We start from the raw sequence: 13,351 nt of genomic DNA, 5'->3' as shown, positions 1-13,351 counted from the left end.
GAAGGAGACGCAATGGACCTCGACGGCCAAACCTACGAATCGCTGACAGACAATTTTGCGTGGCACATTCCTGCGCGCTACAACATGGGCGTCGACGTATGCGATAAATGGGCTGATGGGTCAGGCCGGCTTGCGTTGATCTACGAAGACGCGGAAGGCAACGCAACGCGTTATACGTTCGACCAGTTGAAGACGCTGTCCGACCGCTTTGCCAATGCATTGCAGGCGTGCGGCGCGCAACGCGGCGACCGCGTCGGTATCTTCCTGTCACAGTCGATCGAAACGGCAATCGCGCACCTCGCTGCATACAAGGCCGGCATGGTGGCCGTGCCGCTTTTCGCACTATTCGGCGTGGATGCGATCGAGCATCGTCTGGCCGATAGCGGCGCGGTCGCGCTGATAACCGATCGCGCCGGTGTGCAGAAGATCGACGAAATCCGCGCGTCGTTGCCCGCATTACGCGATGTGTTCAGCGTCGATCACGATCAGGACGATGAGGCTGCCTCGTCGCATGTGCGTTCATTCTGGCTCGCGTTGAACAGCGCGCCCGCCGACTTCATTCCCGTTGACACCAGTGCGGACGATCCCGCCATCATCATCTATACATCGGGTACGACGGGCAAGCCGAAGGGCGCGTTGCATGGCCACCGTGTGCTGCTCGGCCACCTGCCGGGTGTCGAGATGTCGCAACAGGGTTTTCCTGCGCACGCCACGCTAATCTGGACCCCGGCGGACTGGGCATGGATCGGCGGTTTGTTCGATGTGTTATTGCCGTCCTGGCATCACGGCGTGGCGGTACTCGCGCGCCGCTTTGCGAAGTTCGACGGCGAGGCCGCTTTCGATCTGATGGCGCGTCATGAGGTCTCGCATACTTTTCTCCCCCCCACCGCGCTGAAGATGATGCGCGGCGTCGAGCGTCCCGAGCGCTGGAATCTGGTCTTGCGCTCAGTGGCAAGCGGCGGCGAATCGCTTGGCGAAGAACTGATTGGCTGGGGACGCCGGGCATTGGGTGTGACGATCAACGAGTTCTATGGGCAGACCGAATGCAACGTCGTCGTGACGTCATGCGCAGCGCTGTTCGAGCCGAGCGTCGGCGCGATCGGGCGCGCGGCGCCAGGCCATCATGTGGCGATCATCGATGCGAATGGCAATGAAGTGCCGCGAGGCGCGATCGGCGATATCGCGGTGGCCTCGCCCGATCCCGTGATGTTTCTCGGTTACTGGGGCAACGAAGCGGCGACGCGCGAAAAATTTCGCGGCAGGTTCCTCGTAACCGGCGACCTCGGCACGTGCGACGTGGACGGCTTTATTCGTTTTGTTGGCCGTGGCGACGATGTCATCACGAGTGCCGGTTATCGCATTGGACCGGCGTCGATTGAAGATTCGTTGCTGCGCCATCCGGCCGTTTCGATGGCTGCGGTGATCGGTGCACCCGATAGCGAGCGCACCGAAATCGTAATGGCGTTCGTGGTGTTGAAAGCGGGGTTTATCGGCGATGATGCGCTGGTGCGCGAGATTCAGCAGCATGTCAAAACACGGCTCGCCGCACATGAATATCCGCGCGAGATACGCTTCGTCGACAGTCTTCCCATGACAGCGACTGGCAAGGTGATTCGCAACGCATTGCGTGCGGAAGTCGGCAACCGAGCGAATCCACCGGCGGCGAAAACCTGAATGCGATGCGAGCATCGTCGTTCGTCATCTCATTCATGCGTGACCGTTTAAGCAAAAAGAAAAGCAGACTTGAACGTGCTTTACCGCACACACCATCGCACTGTATCGTTATCGGGTTTTGCCTGATGCCGTAATCCCCAGTGACAGTGCGCGAGGCCGGGTGCTGCATCGCAACCTGACGCGGCGTCCCGTCCCTGAGTGCTTGCCTGTTCCAACCTGCATCAAATGTCAGATGCGCGACGCGCCTGCAACATAGGGCAAGTCCCTGGAACGATTTAGCCGTGCATTACCACTCGCGTGTCGGGCCTCCTAAACTTCATTCAAACAGGAGGGGACACCGATGGCCAAACTCATCCACACGATGATTCGGGTGCAGGATCTGCCGCGCTCGCTGCAGTTCTATCAAAAGGCTTTCAACTTCGACGTAGCGCACCGGCTCGACTTTCCGGAGTTCTCACTCGTCTATCTGCGCAACGGCGAGGCCGACGCGGAAATCGAACTCACGTGGAATAAAGGTCGCGCCGAACCGTATTCGCACGGTGACGGCTACGGTCACGTGGCGTTCTGTGTCGACGATGCGAAAGGAGAACGCCAACGTCTGATCGATCTCGGCATGACCCCCAACGATCTGCGCGAATTTCATAACGATAACGGCGAGCTACTGGCGCGTTACTTTTTTATTCAGGATCCCGATGGCTACAAGATTGAAGTGCTGGAACGCTACGGCCACTATCAATAGCAAGTAATCCAGGCGGCCGCCGCGCGTAGTTGCATTGCCCCACAAGGAGACAGACATGAAAAAAGCGGTCATTCCGATCGTCGCGTCCGATCACGCGTCCCATGCGCATCATCACGATCACCCCCACGAAGACCACGCGGCGCGGGCAGCTTCTGCGGCGTTGCGCATTCCGCTCACGCGACGCGAACTGCTAAGAGGCACCGGCGTGCTAATGGGCACGCTCGCATTCTCTTCAATACTGTCGACGCTCGCACCGAGCCGTGCGTGGGCGCTCGAACTCCAGGGTCTCGATACCCATCAAGGCGAAGTGATACTTGCGTTCACCCGTCAGCTCTACCCGCATGCCACGCTCGACACGGCGGTCTACGCGCTAGTGGTTAAAGATCTCGACGCAAAAGCGAAGGCCGATCCGGCGGTGCGTCAGCAACTTGCGGACGGCGTCAAACAACTCGACGCGAAAGCGGGCTCGGACTGGCTCACCCGCACGCCCGCCGCGCAGGCAGAGGATGTCGCGGCGCTGGCGGGATCGCCATTTTTCAACACGGTACGCAGCACGGCGATTGTCTCGCTGTATAGCAACACGATGGCCTACGCGCATTTTGGCTATGGCGCGGCCGAGGGCGATGGCGGGTACCTGACCAAAGGCTTCGACAGTCTTTCGTGGTTGCCCAATCCGCCGCCGGGTGCCAGCGGTCCGATTCCGACCGATAGCTAATCAGCCGGCAGACAGCCAGAACATCGCACAATCAGCGGAGACAGAGCATGGATCAGGACAACAACAAGGTGCGTTTTTCGCACAACGACGACAAGGTCGTCGTGATCATCGGTTCGGGCGCGGGCGGCGGTACGCTGGCGAACGAGCTGGCGCAAAAGGGTATCGACGTCGTCGTGCTGGAAGCGGGCAAGCTGCATACGCAAGCCGACTACGTGACCGAGGAATGGGCGTCATTCCAGCAATTGGCGTGGCTCGATAAACGCACGACGTCCGGCAGTTGGCGCGTGGCGAAGGACTTTCCGAATCTGCCCGCATGGATTTGCAAAACCGTTGGCGGCACGACCACACATTGGGCGGGCGCTAGCCTGCGAATCCAGCCGCACGAGTTCAAGGCCAAAACGACATACGGCGATATCAAGGACGCCAATCTGCTCGACTGGCCATTGACGCGCGCAGAACTCGATCCGTACTACGACCGCGCGCAGGCGAAGATGGGCGTGACACGTACCAATGGTTTGCCAGGCTTGCCGGGCAACAACAACTTCAAGGTGATGTCAGCCGGCGCGATGAAAGTCGGCTACAAGGAATGCAACACCGGGCACATGGCGATCAATAGCATCGTGCGCGACGATCGCGCGCATTGTTTCCAGCGCGGTTTCTGTTTTCAGGGCTGCCGCACCGGCGCGAAATGGTCGACGCTTTATACGGAACTGCCGCGAGCGCAAGCCACCGGTCACATGGAAATGCGTACTCAGGCGCATGTCGTACGAATCGAAATCGATGCACGGGGCAAAGCGAAAGAGGTTCTGTACTACGACAGCAATGGCAAATTGCAGCGGCAAAAAGCGCGCATCGTTGCGGTAGCCGGCAATTCGATTGAAACGCCGCGCCTTTTGTTGAACTCGCATTCGAGCAAGTTTCCGCAAGGTCTGGCGAATGGCTCGGGGCAACTCGGCCGCAACTATATGCGCCACACCACGGGGTCTGTGTACGCGGTGTTCAACGACAAGGTGGACATGTTCAAGGGCACCACGATGGCCGGCATTATCGAAGACGAAGCGGTGTTCAATCCGCAGCGTGGCTTCGCGGGCGGCTATCACATGGAAACCATTTCGCTCGGGCTGCCGTTTTACGCTGCGTTTCTCGACCCCGGCGCGTGGGGTCCCACTTTTACTCAGGCGATGGATCAGTATGCGTACACGGCGGGGATGTGGATCGTCGGCGAGGATATGCCGCGCGAAAACAATCGCGTGACGTTGAACACCGACGTGAAAGACCAATACGGTCAGCCGGTCGCCAACGTGCATTTCGACGATCATCCGAACGACGAGGCGATGCGCGAACACGCGTTCAAGCAGGGCACGGCGGTGTACGAAGCGGCGGGTGCGAAGACGGTGTATCGCGTACCGCCGTATCCGTCGACGCATAACCTGGGCACCGCACGCATGAGCGCACGCGCAGAAGACGGCGTGTGCAACAGTTTCGGCCAGACCCACGAAGTGTCGAATCTGTTCATCTCCGATGGCAGTCAGTTCACGACCGGTGCGGCCGAGAATCCAACGATGACGATCGTTACGCTGGCAATCCGCCAGGCCGACCACATTGCGTCGCAGATGAGCAAACGCTCCGTGTAACGCGGGGCAGCGGTTGAGTAGCTGAGTGCGGCGTTCGGGTTCGACGCGATTGTCGGACCCCGGATGCCGGCGTATGTTGGCGGAGAAGGGCGGCGTGCGGTGACGTAGTGAAGCGGGTCACCGCGCGTCGTGCTCAATCAGGGAGTGCACGCCATGTGTGGGATTTACATTAACGCCGATCCGATCCTGTATGAATCGCGCACCCGTTCGTTGCGGATTCACGGGGTGATCACCACGGTCCGGTTGGAGAATCTGTTCTGGGACGTGCTGCATGAAATCGCCGCGCGCGAGAGCATGACGACCAGTCAGTTTGCAGTGAAGCTGTATGACGAATTGATCGCGTTGCGCGGCGAAATGCCGACTAATTTCGCGTCGTTTCTGCGCGTGTGCTGTTTGCGTTATCTGTCGATGCGTAAGGAAAACAGCACGAATGCAGCGGAAGCAACGCCGGAACTCGCGGCCGCGGTCAACGAAACGAGACCGCGAATCCTGAAGACCGTTTGATCCGGCGCATCAGTGTGCGATGGCGATTACGGCGCGTCGTCTTCCGCGAAGACCGGAACGAAATCGATGTTCGGTATGACGAAGGTCTCCTGCGCACTTGACCCTGGCCGCTGGTAGCTGACTACCGACGTATTCTTGTGCGCCGCTTGCACACTCACTGTCATGCCCGGCTGAATATCGACGCAGCCGCCTGTTTGCGCCTCAGCGAGTTGGGCGGGCGTAACGGTGTCACCGTGGCTGCGGCTGTTGCCGTCGGGCAGCGTGAGTTGAGCGAGCGCCTGAGTCGAAGTACACATGACACCAGGCTTCGTGGCGATCAGATCGGCCGCAACAGCGTGATTGCCGAGCAAGCCACTCCCTGCGATGAAAATCAAAAGCCGGACATTGAACCGGGGTGTAAACATTTATCAGTCTCTTGTTGTGCGGTCCAGGCGCGGATTATAGAAAACTCCCTGAGAGCCGAACAGACTTCGGTGGCCGACATCGCGATCACACGAGAAAAACGCGGCGCATAAACAACAACCGACGCACCAGGCGACGCAACGCCCGCATGCTACGATGCTTCGCTAATCGCGTATAAAGATCGGAGACATAGATGCGCCCGGAGAGTGCCGCCCGTTTCGATGAACAGTTTGCGCCTCGAATCGCAGAGGCGATTGCCGCCTGTTTTCCCACCACCGTGCATACCGAAGTGCTGCCGTATGGCGGCCACGGCCATCCCACTCGCGTGCGGATTTACGCCACCCCACTCGAAGATCTGGGCCACTACGCGCATCCATTGAATCTTTATTTAACGTGGGATAGCGACGAGATAGAGAGACTGGTGGAGGAGCCGGGGCAAGCTCGTTTCGCCGGCTATCTCGCCGCGCTGCCGCGCAAATTGACGGCATGGACCCACGCACGCGAACTGGACTTTCTGACGCATACGCAAGGTGAGCCCGTCGCATTGCTTGGCGGGCTCGATTTCGAATCGTAAGAAACGCGCAATGGCTCACTTACGGTGCGCGTATTCATCAACAGACTAATCCAGCTTGAATTGCGTGACCGCGCTCGACAGACTCACCGCCTGACCCTGCAATGCAGTCGCCGCCGCCGTCGATTGTTCGACCAGCGCTGCATTCTGCTGAACCATTTCATCGAGCTGACTCACGGCACGATTCACTTCCTGGATGCCGCGATTCTGCTCGTTGGCAGCCTGCGTAATTTCGGAAATGATCGTTGTCACGCTGGCGACGTTCGCGACGATTTCCGTCATCGTCTGACCGGCCTGGCGCACCTGTCCTGAACCTGACGTGACGCTTGCCACCGTCGCTTCAATCAGCGCCTTGATTTCTTTCGCGGCTTGCGCGCTGCGCTGCGCGAGACTGCGCACTTCACCGGCCACCACCGCGAAACCGCGACCCTGTTCACCGGCACGCGCAGCCTCCACCGCCGCATTCAATGCGAGGATGTTAGTCTGAAACGCAATCCCGTCGATCACGCCGATGATGTCGGAGATTTTCACCGAGGCCTTCTCGATCTCACCCATTGTCGTAATCACTTCGGAGATCACCACGCCTCCGCGCGAAGCAACTTGCGAGGCGGACACGGCGGAATGGTCGGCCTGTTTCGCCGCGCCTGCGGATTGCGTGACCGTCGCGGTGATTTCTTCCATCGACGCAGCGGTCTGCTGCAGACTCGCCGCAGCCGATTCAGTGCGTCCGGACAGATCGACGTTACCCGCTGCAATTTCATTGGCGGCGACCCGCACCGATTCGCTGGCATCGCGAATCTGGCGCATCACGTGATTGAGTTTGTCGACGAAGGTGTTGAACGACCTTGCGATCTGCGCAACCTCGTCGTTGCCGAGTGCAGGCAGGCGTTGCGTCAGATCGCCTTCACCGGAGCCGATAGCGTCCATCGCATCGCGCACTTTCGACAGGCGCTGGAACGAAACAGCGGTCACCGCAGCGACGATCACCGCGGCGATGCCGGCGATCACGATCAACGCGATCAACGAAGTGGTCAGCGCCGAGCGCATGCCCGCCGTCGCTTCATCTTTATCGAGCGCGACGACGACGTACCAGTCGGTGCCGGGAATGGCCTGTGCGCGCAACAGTTTCGTGCTGCCATTCACATCCATTTCGAGCGGACGGTCGGTGCTGAAAAGTGCGGAGAGCTTGTCGCTGGTCAGCGCGGGCACGAGGTCCGACACCGGCTTCAAAGTCAGCTTCGCGTCCGGATGCGCGACGATGTGGCCGCTCGCATCGATCAACATGCCGAAGCTCGACGGTGTGGGGTGAATCGCCTTGACGTTGGCGATCACGCTGTCCATCGCGACGTCGCCGGAGAGAACGGCTTTCACCGCGCCGTCGCGCACCACGGGCGCGGCGAACGCGACCACCAGCTTGCCGGTGCCTACGTCGACATACGGCGGCGTCACCACGGGCTTGCCCGCTGCGACGGCCTGCCTGTACCACGGGCGGCCGGTCGGATCGTAGTCGGAGGGAATGCCGGTGGCGTCGGAGAACTTCGCTGTCTTGTCTGCGAAACCCACGTACACGTTAGTGAATCCGCCGCCTGCGGCCGTCTGTTTCAACGCGGGGACCGGATCGGCTTGCAGCACCGTGTCCTGCAGCGAGTTGATCATCTGGCTGTTGGACGCGACCCAATCAGCGATGCCGTCGGCGTGACCGGCTTCGACTGCGGTCAGGTTGCTGTTGATCGTATCGTTGTTATACGAGTTGGTGACGACATAGTTGAGAGCCGCGTTGGCAGCGAGCGCAACCACAACGATAGCGACGCACAGGGCGACGATGCGCGCACGAATTGAGGAGAACATGTCGGGAATGGTGTTGGAGTGAGCGGTGAGCCGTAATCGGCGAGGCAGGCGCCTCATCCGCGTATACGGCTTCACCGCTGCAGACTTGAGCGTTGAATACTTTCAGTTTCTTAAGCTTCGGCGCGAAGCCGCACGCAGCGGTCAACGGCTTCGTCAAAAAAAACTGGTCGCGCTGGCAGCTTTTTCCGTCGACGCTGAAATAGCGCAAGCATCGCGAGTCGCCCGCCGTTGTATACATACGACGACAACGTGAGTCCGCACTACATTACCGGCGAATGCAGATGATGGGGATGCTCGAGTGTTTCCGCCACGATGTGCAGCGCCTGTTCGCATTCGTCACGCGTTTTCGAGCCGCCGAGACAAACGCGCATGGCGTTAGGCGGATTGCCGTCGGTTGAAAATGCGGCGCCCGCGACTGCGGCAATTCCCTGATTACGCAATTGCAGCGCGAGTTCCGACGCACTCCAGCCGCTTTCCACCGGCACGGGTAGCCACAGATGAAAGCCGTCCGGATGCGCTTCGTAGGGCCACGCTTCGAGTACCCGCGACGCAATCGTCTGGCGGGCGCGCGATTCGTTGCGGATCGCGTTGAGCATGTCGAGCGCGGTGCCGTCGGCGATCCACTGCGTGGCGAGCGTCACGGTGAACGGACTCGCCATCACCGTGGTCGCGCGCAGTGCGCCGGCCAGGCGTTGCGTTTGTCGGGCCGTCGGCGCATGCAGATGCGCGACGCGCAAGCCTGCGCCGAAGCTCTTCGATAAACCCGTGACGTAGTAGGTCAGTTCCGGCGCGAGACTCGCGAGCGCGTCGGGCGCGCTTTGCGGCAGCATCGCGTACGCGTCGTCTTCGATGATCGGCACGCTGTAGCGCAATGCGACGTCGGCGAGTGCCTCGCGCCGCTTATGCGTGAGCGTCAGCGTGCTCGGATTCTGCAAGGTCGGATTGCAATAGAGCGCACTGGGTTTATCCGTTTTGCACAGCGCTTCGAAAGCATGCGCAAGCGGGCCGTCGTCATCGCGTGGCAGTGCCTGCAGGCGTACGCCAAGTTGTGCGGCGATGGCCTTGATGCCGGGGTAGGCCAGCGTATCGAGGCAGATCGTGCCGCCGGGCCGTGCCAGTTGCGAGACGAGCGCGACCAGTGCACTGTGAATGCCGGGGCAGACCAGCACGTTCTGCGCGTCGCAATGCGGCACGCGCCGCTTCAGCCACTCGGCGCCCGCGTCCTTGTCGGCGGCCGAGCCACCGAAATCCTGATAGCGCAGCAACTGATAGGGATCGCACGCTGCCATCTGGCGAGCGGCCGAATCGCGCAGGCGCATCGCGTGGTCGGGTGGCTCGGGCGGGGTGTTCATCGACATTTCGATGCTGCTGCCACCGGCTAACGGCAGCGTGGCCGTGCGGCCGCGCACGAATGTGCCGCTGCCTGCGCGCGAATCCAGCAGTCCGCGCTTGCGTGCTTCCGCATACGCGCGCGCGACGGTCGTGTAGTTCAACGCGAGTTCTTCGGCGAGATCGCGCAACCCTGGCAGACGGTCACGCGGACGCAACCGTCCGGTGGCGAGGTCTTCTTCGATCAGATCGGGAATCGCGAGATAGGCCGGCTTGCGGATGTCGGCAAGACGTTTGATCCAGTGATGCGTCGGGCTATTCATTGCGTCTGGGCTTCGCTTTGAGGTGAAAAGACAATGATCGGATTGGCGGCGGCTCAATGATCGGATTGATCGACCTTGGTGAATGACTGCACCACGCCGACACGCTGGTTCTGCCAAACCGCACCCGCCTGGTGCGATCTGGCGGTTCGAACGGCAATCGCCTGTCACGCTTTGCCTATACGCAACCTTCGTGCAACCTTCAGCCGAAAATTTTTTCAGGTCGCACTTCGAATCGACACGCAATTGATTGCGGATTGATCGCATTTTCACGGCCAATCAATGGCACGGGCGTTGCATTAGAGGAAGTGCGCACAGCCTGAACGCGCTTCCTCTTTTACTTAGCAAACCTGATCGGAGAGTGTCATGCCAGCCGTCAATAAACCGCTGCATCAGAAAGGCGATTACCTTGTCGACTACGAAGAGAAAGTCTTTGAGGACGTGAAAGCGGAGCCGGGCGAGAAAGCACTGGTCACGTTCCATACAGTCGCGTTTGAAGGCTCGATTGGCTTCGTCAATCTGCTGCAGGCCACCCGCCTGCTGCGCAAAGGCTTTGAAACGTCGGTGCTGCTATATGGGCCCGGTGTCACGCTGGGTCTGCAACGTGGCTTTCCGACGCTTGGCGATGAGGCCTTTCCCGGCCACCTGAACTTCAACAAGCAACTGATGAAGTTCATGGAAGAAGGCGGCAAGGTCTACGCGTGCCGCTTTGCGCTGCAGGCGTTGTACGGTCACGGTGAAGCGTCGCTGATCGAAGGCATTCGCCCGGTCAGTCCGCTCGATGTGCTCGACATCCAGTTGCTGCATCGGAAGGACAATGCGCTGATCATTCATACGTGGACGGTTTGACGAAACTGACCAAACGCGAGTGACCACCATGTCCGACACATCGGCTGTTAAACCGACCGGCAAGCGCATCGTGCGCGCGGCCGCAGTCCAGATCGCACCGGACTTCGAACGCAGCGGCGGCACGCTCGACAAGGTCTGCGAGGCGATCGAAAAAGCGGCGCGCGAAGGCGTGCAGCTGATCGTGTTCCCCGAGACTTTCGTGCCTTATTACCCGTACTTTTCTTTCGTACGGCCGCCCGTCGCCTCCGGCGCGGATCACATGAAACTCTACGAGGAAGCCGTGATCGTGCCGGGCCCGGTGACGCAGGCGGTGGCCGAGCGCGCGCGTTTGCACCGGATGGTGGTGGTGCTTGGCGTGAATGAACGCGATCACGGCAGCCTCTACAACACGCAACTGATCTTCGACGTGGACGGTCAACTGGTGCTCAAACGCCGCAAGATCACGCCGACGTTTCACGAACGGATGATCTGGGGGCAGGGCGATGCAGCGGGTCTGAAAGTCGCGCACACGGCCATCGCCCGGGTCGGTGCGCTGGCCTGCTGGGAGCATTACAACCCGCTCGCGCGCTACGCGTTGATGACCCAGCATGAAGAAATTCATTGCAGCCAGTTTCCCGGTTCACTGGTTGGGCCAATTTTCGCCGAACAGATCGAGGTGACGATTCGTCATCACGCACTGGAGTCGGGTTGCTTTGTCGTCAACGCGACAGGATGGCTGACAGAGGCGCAGATCGCCTCGGTCACGCCGGATACGAACTTGCAGAAAGCACTGCGCGGCGGCTGCAATACCGCGATCGTGTCGCCTGAAGGTCAGCATCTCGCGCAGCCGTTGCGTGAAGGCGAGGGCATGGTGATCGCCGATCTCGACATGTCGCTGATCACCAAACGCAAACGCATGATGGATTCGGTCGGTCATTACGCGCGGCCCGAATTGCTGAGCCTCGCGATCAACCGGCGCCCCGCTGAAACCGTTGCGCCGATGCAGGGCTGGTCCGGTTCAATGAGCGCGGAGAGTGCCGATTTCAACCCAACCGTAGGAGCGAGCGATGAACTCCAGCGAGACGCTGTCGGCTGAAAGCCGTCAATTGATGACCGAATTGCAGTCGACCGGCCTGCGGCTTGTCTCTCCCGATGCGGGCGCGGCTAGCCGGCGCGGCGGTGCGGGTCCGTCGGATCACAAGGCGGTGACCGTCGACGGCGTGACGATCATGGTGCCTGTGCATACGAGTACGGCGTGGCACTCGCCGTTCGTCGCGCAGGCGCCCGACTCGACCGGTTCGAGCGCCTTGCTTCGCGGCACGATTCCGATTGCGAATATCAGCTTTCCGAAAGCGCCGCGCTTTTACGGCATGCAGACGCTGGATGGCGTGCCGTACTCGCATATCGCGGCATTGCACAGCGCGGACGTTCTGGCGACGACGGTATTGCAAACCTGCATTCGCTACGAGAGCCGCCGCAAGAGTTGCAAGTTCTGTGCGATTGGCCAATCGCTCGCGGCGGGCCGCACGATTGCACGCAAGACGCCAGAACAACTCGCGGAGGTAGCGCGTGCAGCCGTATTGCTCGATGGCGTCAAGCATATGGTGCTGACTACCGGCACGCCGCCGACTCCCGATCGCGGCGCGCAGATTCTGTGCGAGAGCGCGTTCGCGATCAAGGCCGCCGTCGATCTGCCGATCCAGGCACAATGCGAGCCGCCCGACGATGACCGCTGGTTCGCGCGGATGAAAGCGAGTGGTATCGACACGCTAGGCATGCACCTGGAAGTGGTCACACCGGCTTTGCGCGAACGCATCATGCCGGGCAAGGCGAGTGTGCCGCTCACGCGTTATATGGACGCGTTCAAGGCCGCAGTGGCCGTGTTCGGACGCGGACAGGTCAGCACGTACATTCTCGCGGGACTGGGCGATAGCGCCGCAGCCATTCTCACCATGTCGCGCGAATTGATCGATCTTGGCGTCTATCCATTCGTCGTGCCGTTCGTGCCGATCAGCGGCACGCCGCTCGAAGATCATCCTGCACCGACGCCGGAATTCATGAAGTCGGTTCTGCAACCCCTTGGTGCGATGCTCAACGCCGCAGCGATGCGTTCGGGCGATATCAAGGCAGGCTGCGGCAAATGCGGCGCCTGTTCGTCACTGTCATCGTACGAGGAGTGACCATGTTCGGTGAGGCGATTGCAGGCGAAGCACTCGACGGCGAAGCGGATGTTGTGCCGTACATGCCGAGCGAATTCCGCATCAAATGGACCACGCTCGATTGGGAAGCTGAAGAGGCGTTCCGGTTGCGACGTGCGGTGTTCTGCATCGAGCAGGGCATTTTTGTCGGCGACGATCGGGACGATATCGATCAGCATGCGCAGCAACTGGTGGCGGTGAGTTGCGTGGCGGGCATGCCGGAACAGGTGGTCGGCACGGTGCGAATTCATCGCGATCACGACAATGTATGGTTCGGTTCGCGGCTCGCTGTCCACGCCGCATTCCGTCGATATGGAAAGATCGGTGCAACGCTGATTCGCCTCGCGGTAAGTAGCGCGCATGCGCTAGATTGCGAAACGTTTCTTGCGCATGTACAGAGTCAGAATGTGCCGCTGTTTCAGGCAATGCATTGGGACGTCCTCGCCGAAGAGACTTTACTGGGCAGGCCCCATCATCTGATGCAGGCGCAACTGCATGCATACCCGCCGTGCGCGACGCCCCATGGCGGCTTCGTGACGCTGACGCAGCAGTCACAGCGTTCTCCTCTGCGGAGAGCGGCATGAATGAC

13 protein-coding genes are annotated in these 13,351 nt (G+C 60.5%); 10 read left to right on the top strand and 3 right to left on the bottom strand.

Going from position 1 to position 13,351, the window contains the following annotated elements; genetic code table 11:
* Nucleotides 1–12: 12 nt before the first annotated feature.
* The 5 genes from LMG28727_RS15785 (at nt 13) to LMG28727_RS15765 (ending at nt 5,266) form a co-directional block, all read left to right on the top strand.
* Nucleotides 13–1,674, top strand: coding sequence for an acyl-CoA synthetase (locus tag LMG28727_RS15785; protein WP_201643258.1), 1,662 nt, complete (start codon nt 13–15; stop codon nt 1,672–1,674).
* A 340-nt stretch (nt 1,675–2,014) separates the two neighbouring features.
* Entirely contained in the window at nt 2,015–2,413 is a 399-nt protein-coding gene (locus LMG28727_RS15780; protein ID WP_201643257.1) for a VOC family protein, read from the top strand.
* Nucleotides 2,414–2,468: 55 nt separating this feature from the next.
* Nucleotides 2,469–3,128 (top strand): tat (twin-arginine translocation) pathway signal sequence, encoded by a 660-nt coding sequence (locus tag LMG28727_RS15775; protein WP_201643256.1) that lies wholly within the window; start codon nt 2,469–2,471, stop codon nt 3,126–3,128.
* Between the two features lie 47 nt (nt 3,129–3,175).
* A complete protein-coding gene (locus LMG28727_RS15770; RefSeq protein WP_201643255.1) occupies nt 3,176–4,762 on the top strand; it encodes a GMC family oxidoreductase in 1,587 nt (528 codons plus the stop codon).
* A 153-nt stretch (nt 4,763–4,915) separates the two neighbouring features.
* On the top strand, nt 4,916–5,266 hold the full coding sequence (locus LMG28727_RS15765; protein WP_201643254.1) for a ribbon-helix-helix domain-containing protein: 351 nt from the start codon (nt 4,916–4,918) through the stop codon (nt 5,264–5,266).
* 26 nt (nt 5,267–5,292) lie between these two features.
* On the opposite strand, the gene LMG28727_RS15760 is transcribed toward LMG28727_RS15765, so the two are convergent.
* On the bottom strand, nt 5,293–5,670 hold the full coding sequence (locus tag LMG28727_RS15760; RefSeq protein WP_201643253.1) for a hypothetical protein: 378 nt from the start codon (nt 5,668–5,670) through the stop codon (nt 5,293–5,295).
* Between the two features lie 191 nt (nt 5,671–5,861).
* On the opposite strand from LMG28727_RS15760, the gene LMG28727_RS15755 reads away from it, so the two are divergent.
* A complete protein-coding gene (locus LMG28727_RS15755) occupies nt 5,862–6,242 on the top strand; it encodes a DUF5594 family protein (protein WP_201643252.1) in 381 nt (126 codons plus the stop codon).
* 45 nt (nt 6,243–6,287) lie between these two features.
* Here the strand turns inward: LMG28727_RS15755 and LMG28727_RS15750 are convergent, their stop codons facing one another.
* Nucleotides 6,288–8,087 (bottom strand): methyl-accepting chemotaxis protein, encoded by a 1,800-nt coding sequence (locus LMG28727_RS15750; RefSeq protein ID WP_201643251.1) that lies wholly within the window; start codon nt 8,085–8,087, stop codon nt 6,288–6,290.
* 260 nt (nt 8,088–8,347) lie between these two features.
* Nucleotides 8,348–9,739, bottom strand: a complete 1,392-nt coding sequence (locus tag LMG28727_RS15745; protein WP_201643250.1) for an aminotransferase-like domain-containing protein — start codon at nt 9,737–9,739, stop codon at nt 8,348–8,350.
* Nucleotides 9,740–10,102: 363 nt separating this feature from the next.
* Between LMG28727_RS15745 and LMG28727_RS15740 the strand changes: the two genes are divergently transcribed.
* From LMG28727_RS15740 to LMG28727_RS15725, 4 genes are read left to right on the top strand one after another with little or no spacing between them, the layout of a single operon-like run.
* Nucleotides 10,103–10,585: an MSMEG_0572/Sll0783 family nitrogen starvation response protein gene (locus tag LMG28727_RS15740; RefSeq protein ID WP_201643249.1), complete on the top strand. Its 483-nt coding sequence runs from the start codon at nt 10,103–10,105 to the stop codon at nt 10,583–10,585.
* A gap of 28 nt (nt 10,586–10,613) precedes the next feature.
* A complete protein-coding gene (locus LMG28727_RS15735) occupies nt 10,614–11,660 on the top strand; it encodes a Nit6803 family nitrilase (RefSeq protein WP_201643248.1) in 1,047 nt (348 codons plus the stop codon).
* 13 nt (nt 11,661–11,673) lie between these two features.
* Nucleotides 11,674–12,744: an MSMEG_0568 family radical SAM protein gene (locus LMG28727_RS15730; RefSeq protein ID WP_201643316.1), complete on the top strand. Its 1,071-nt coding sequence runs from the start codon at nt 11,674–11,676 to the stop codon at nt 12,742–12,744.
* 2 nt (nt 12,745–12,746) lie between these two features.
* On the top strand, nt 12,747–13,346 hold the full coding sequence (locus LMG28727_RS15725) for an MSMEG_0567/Sll0786 family nitrogen starvation N-acetyltransferase (protein WP_201643247.1): 600 nt from the start codon (nt 12,747–12,749) through the stop codon (nt 13,344–13,346).
* Nucleotides 13,347–13,351 lie beyond the last annotated feature (5 nt).

Source organism: Paraburkholderia metrosideri, assembly GCF_904848625.1.
Lineage (GTDB): Bacteria > Pseudomonadota > Gammaproteobacteria > Burkholderiales > Burkholderiaceae > Paraburkholderia > Paraburkholderia metrosideri.
Note: the sequence above shows the minus strand (reverse complement) of the source record. Positions and strands in the feature narration are given on the sequence as shown.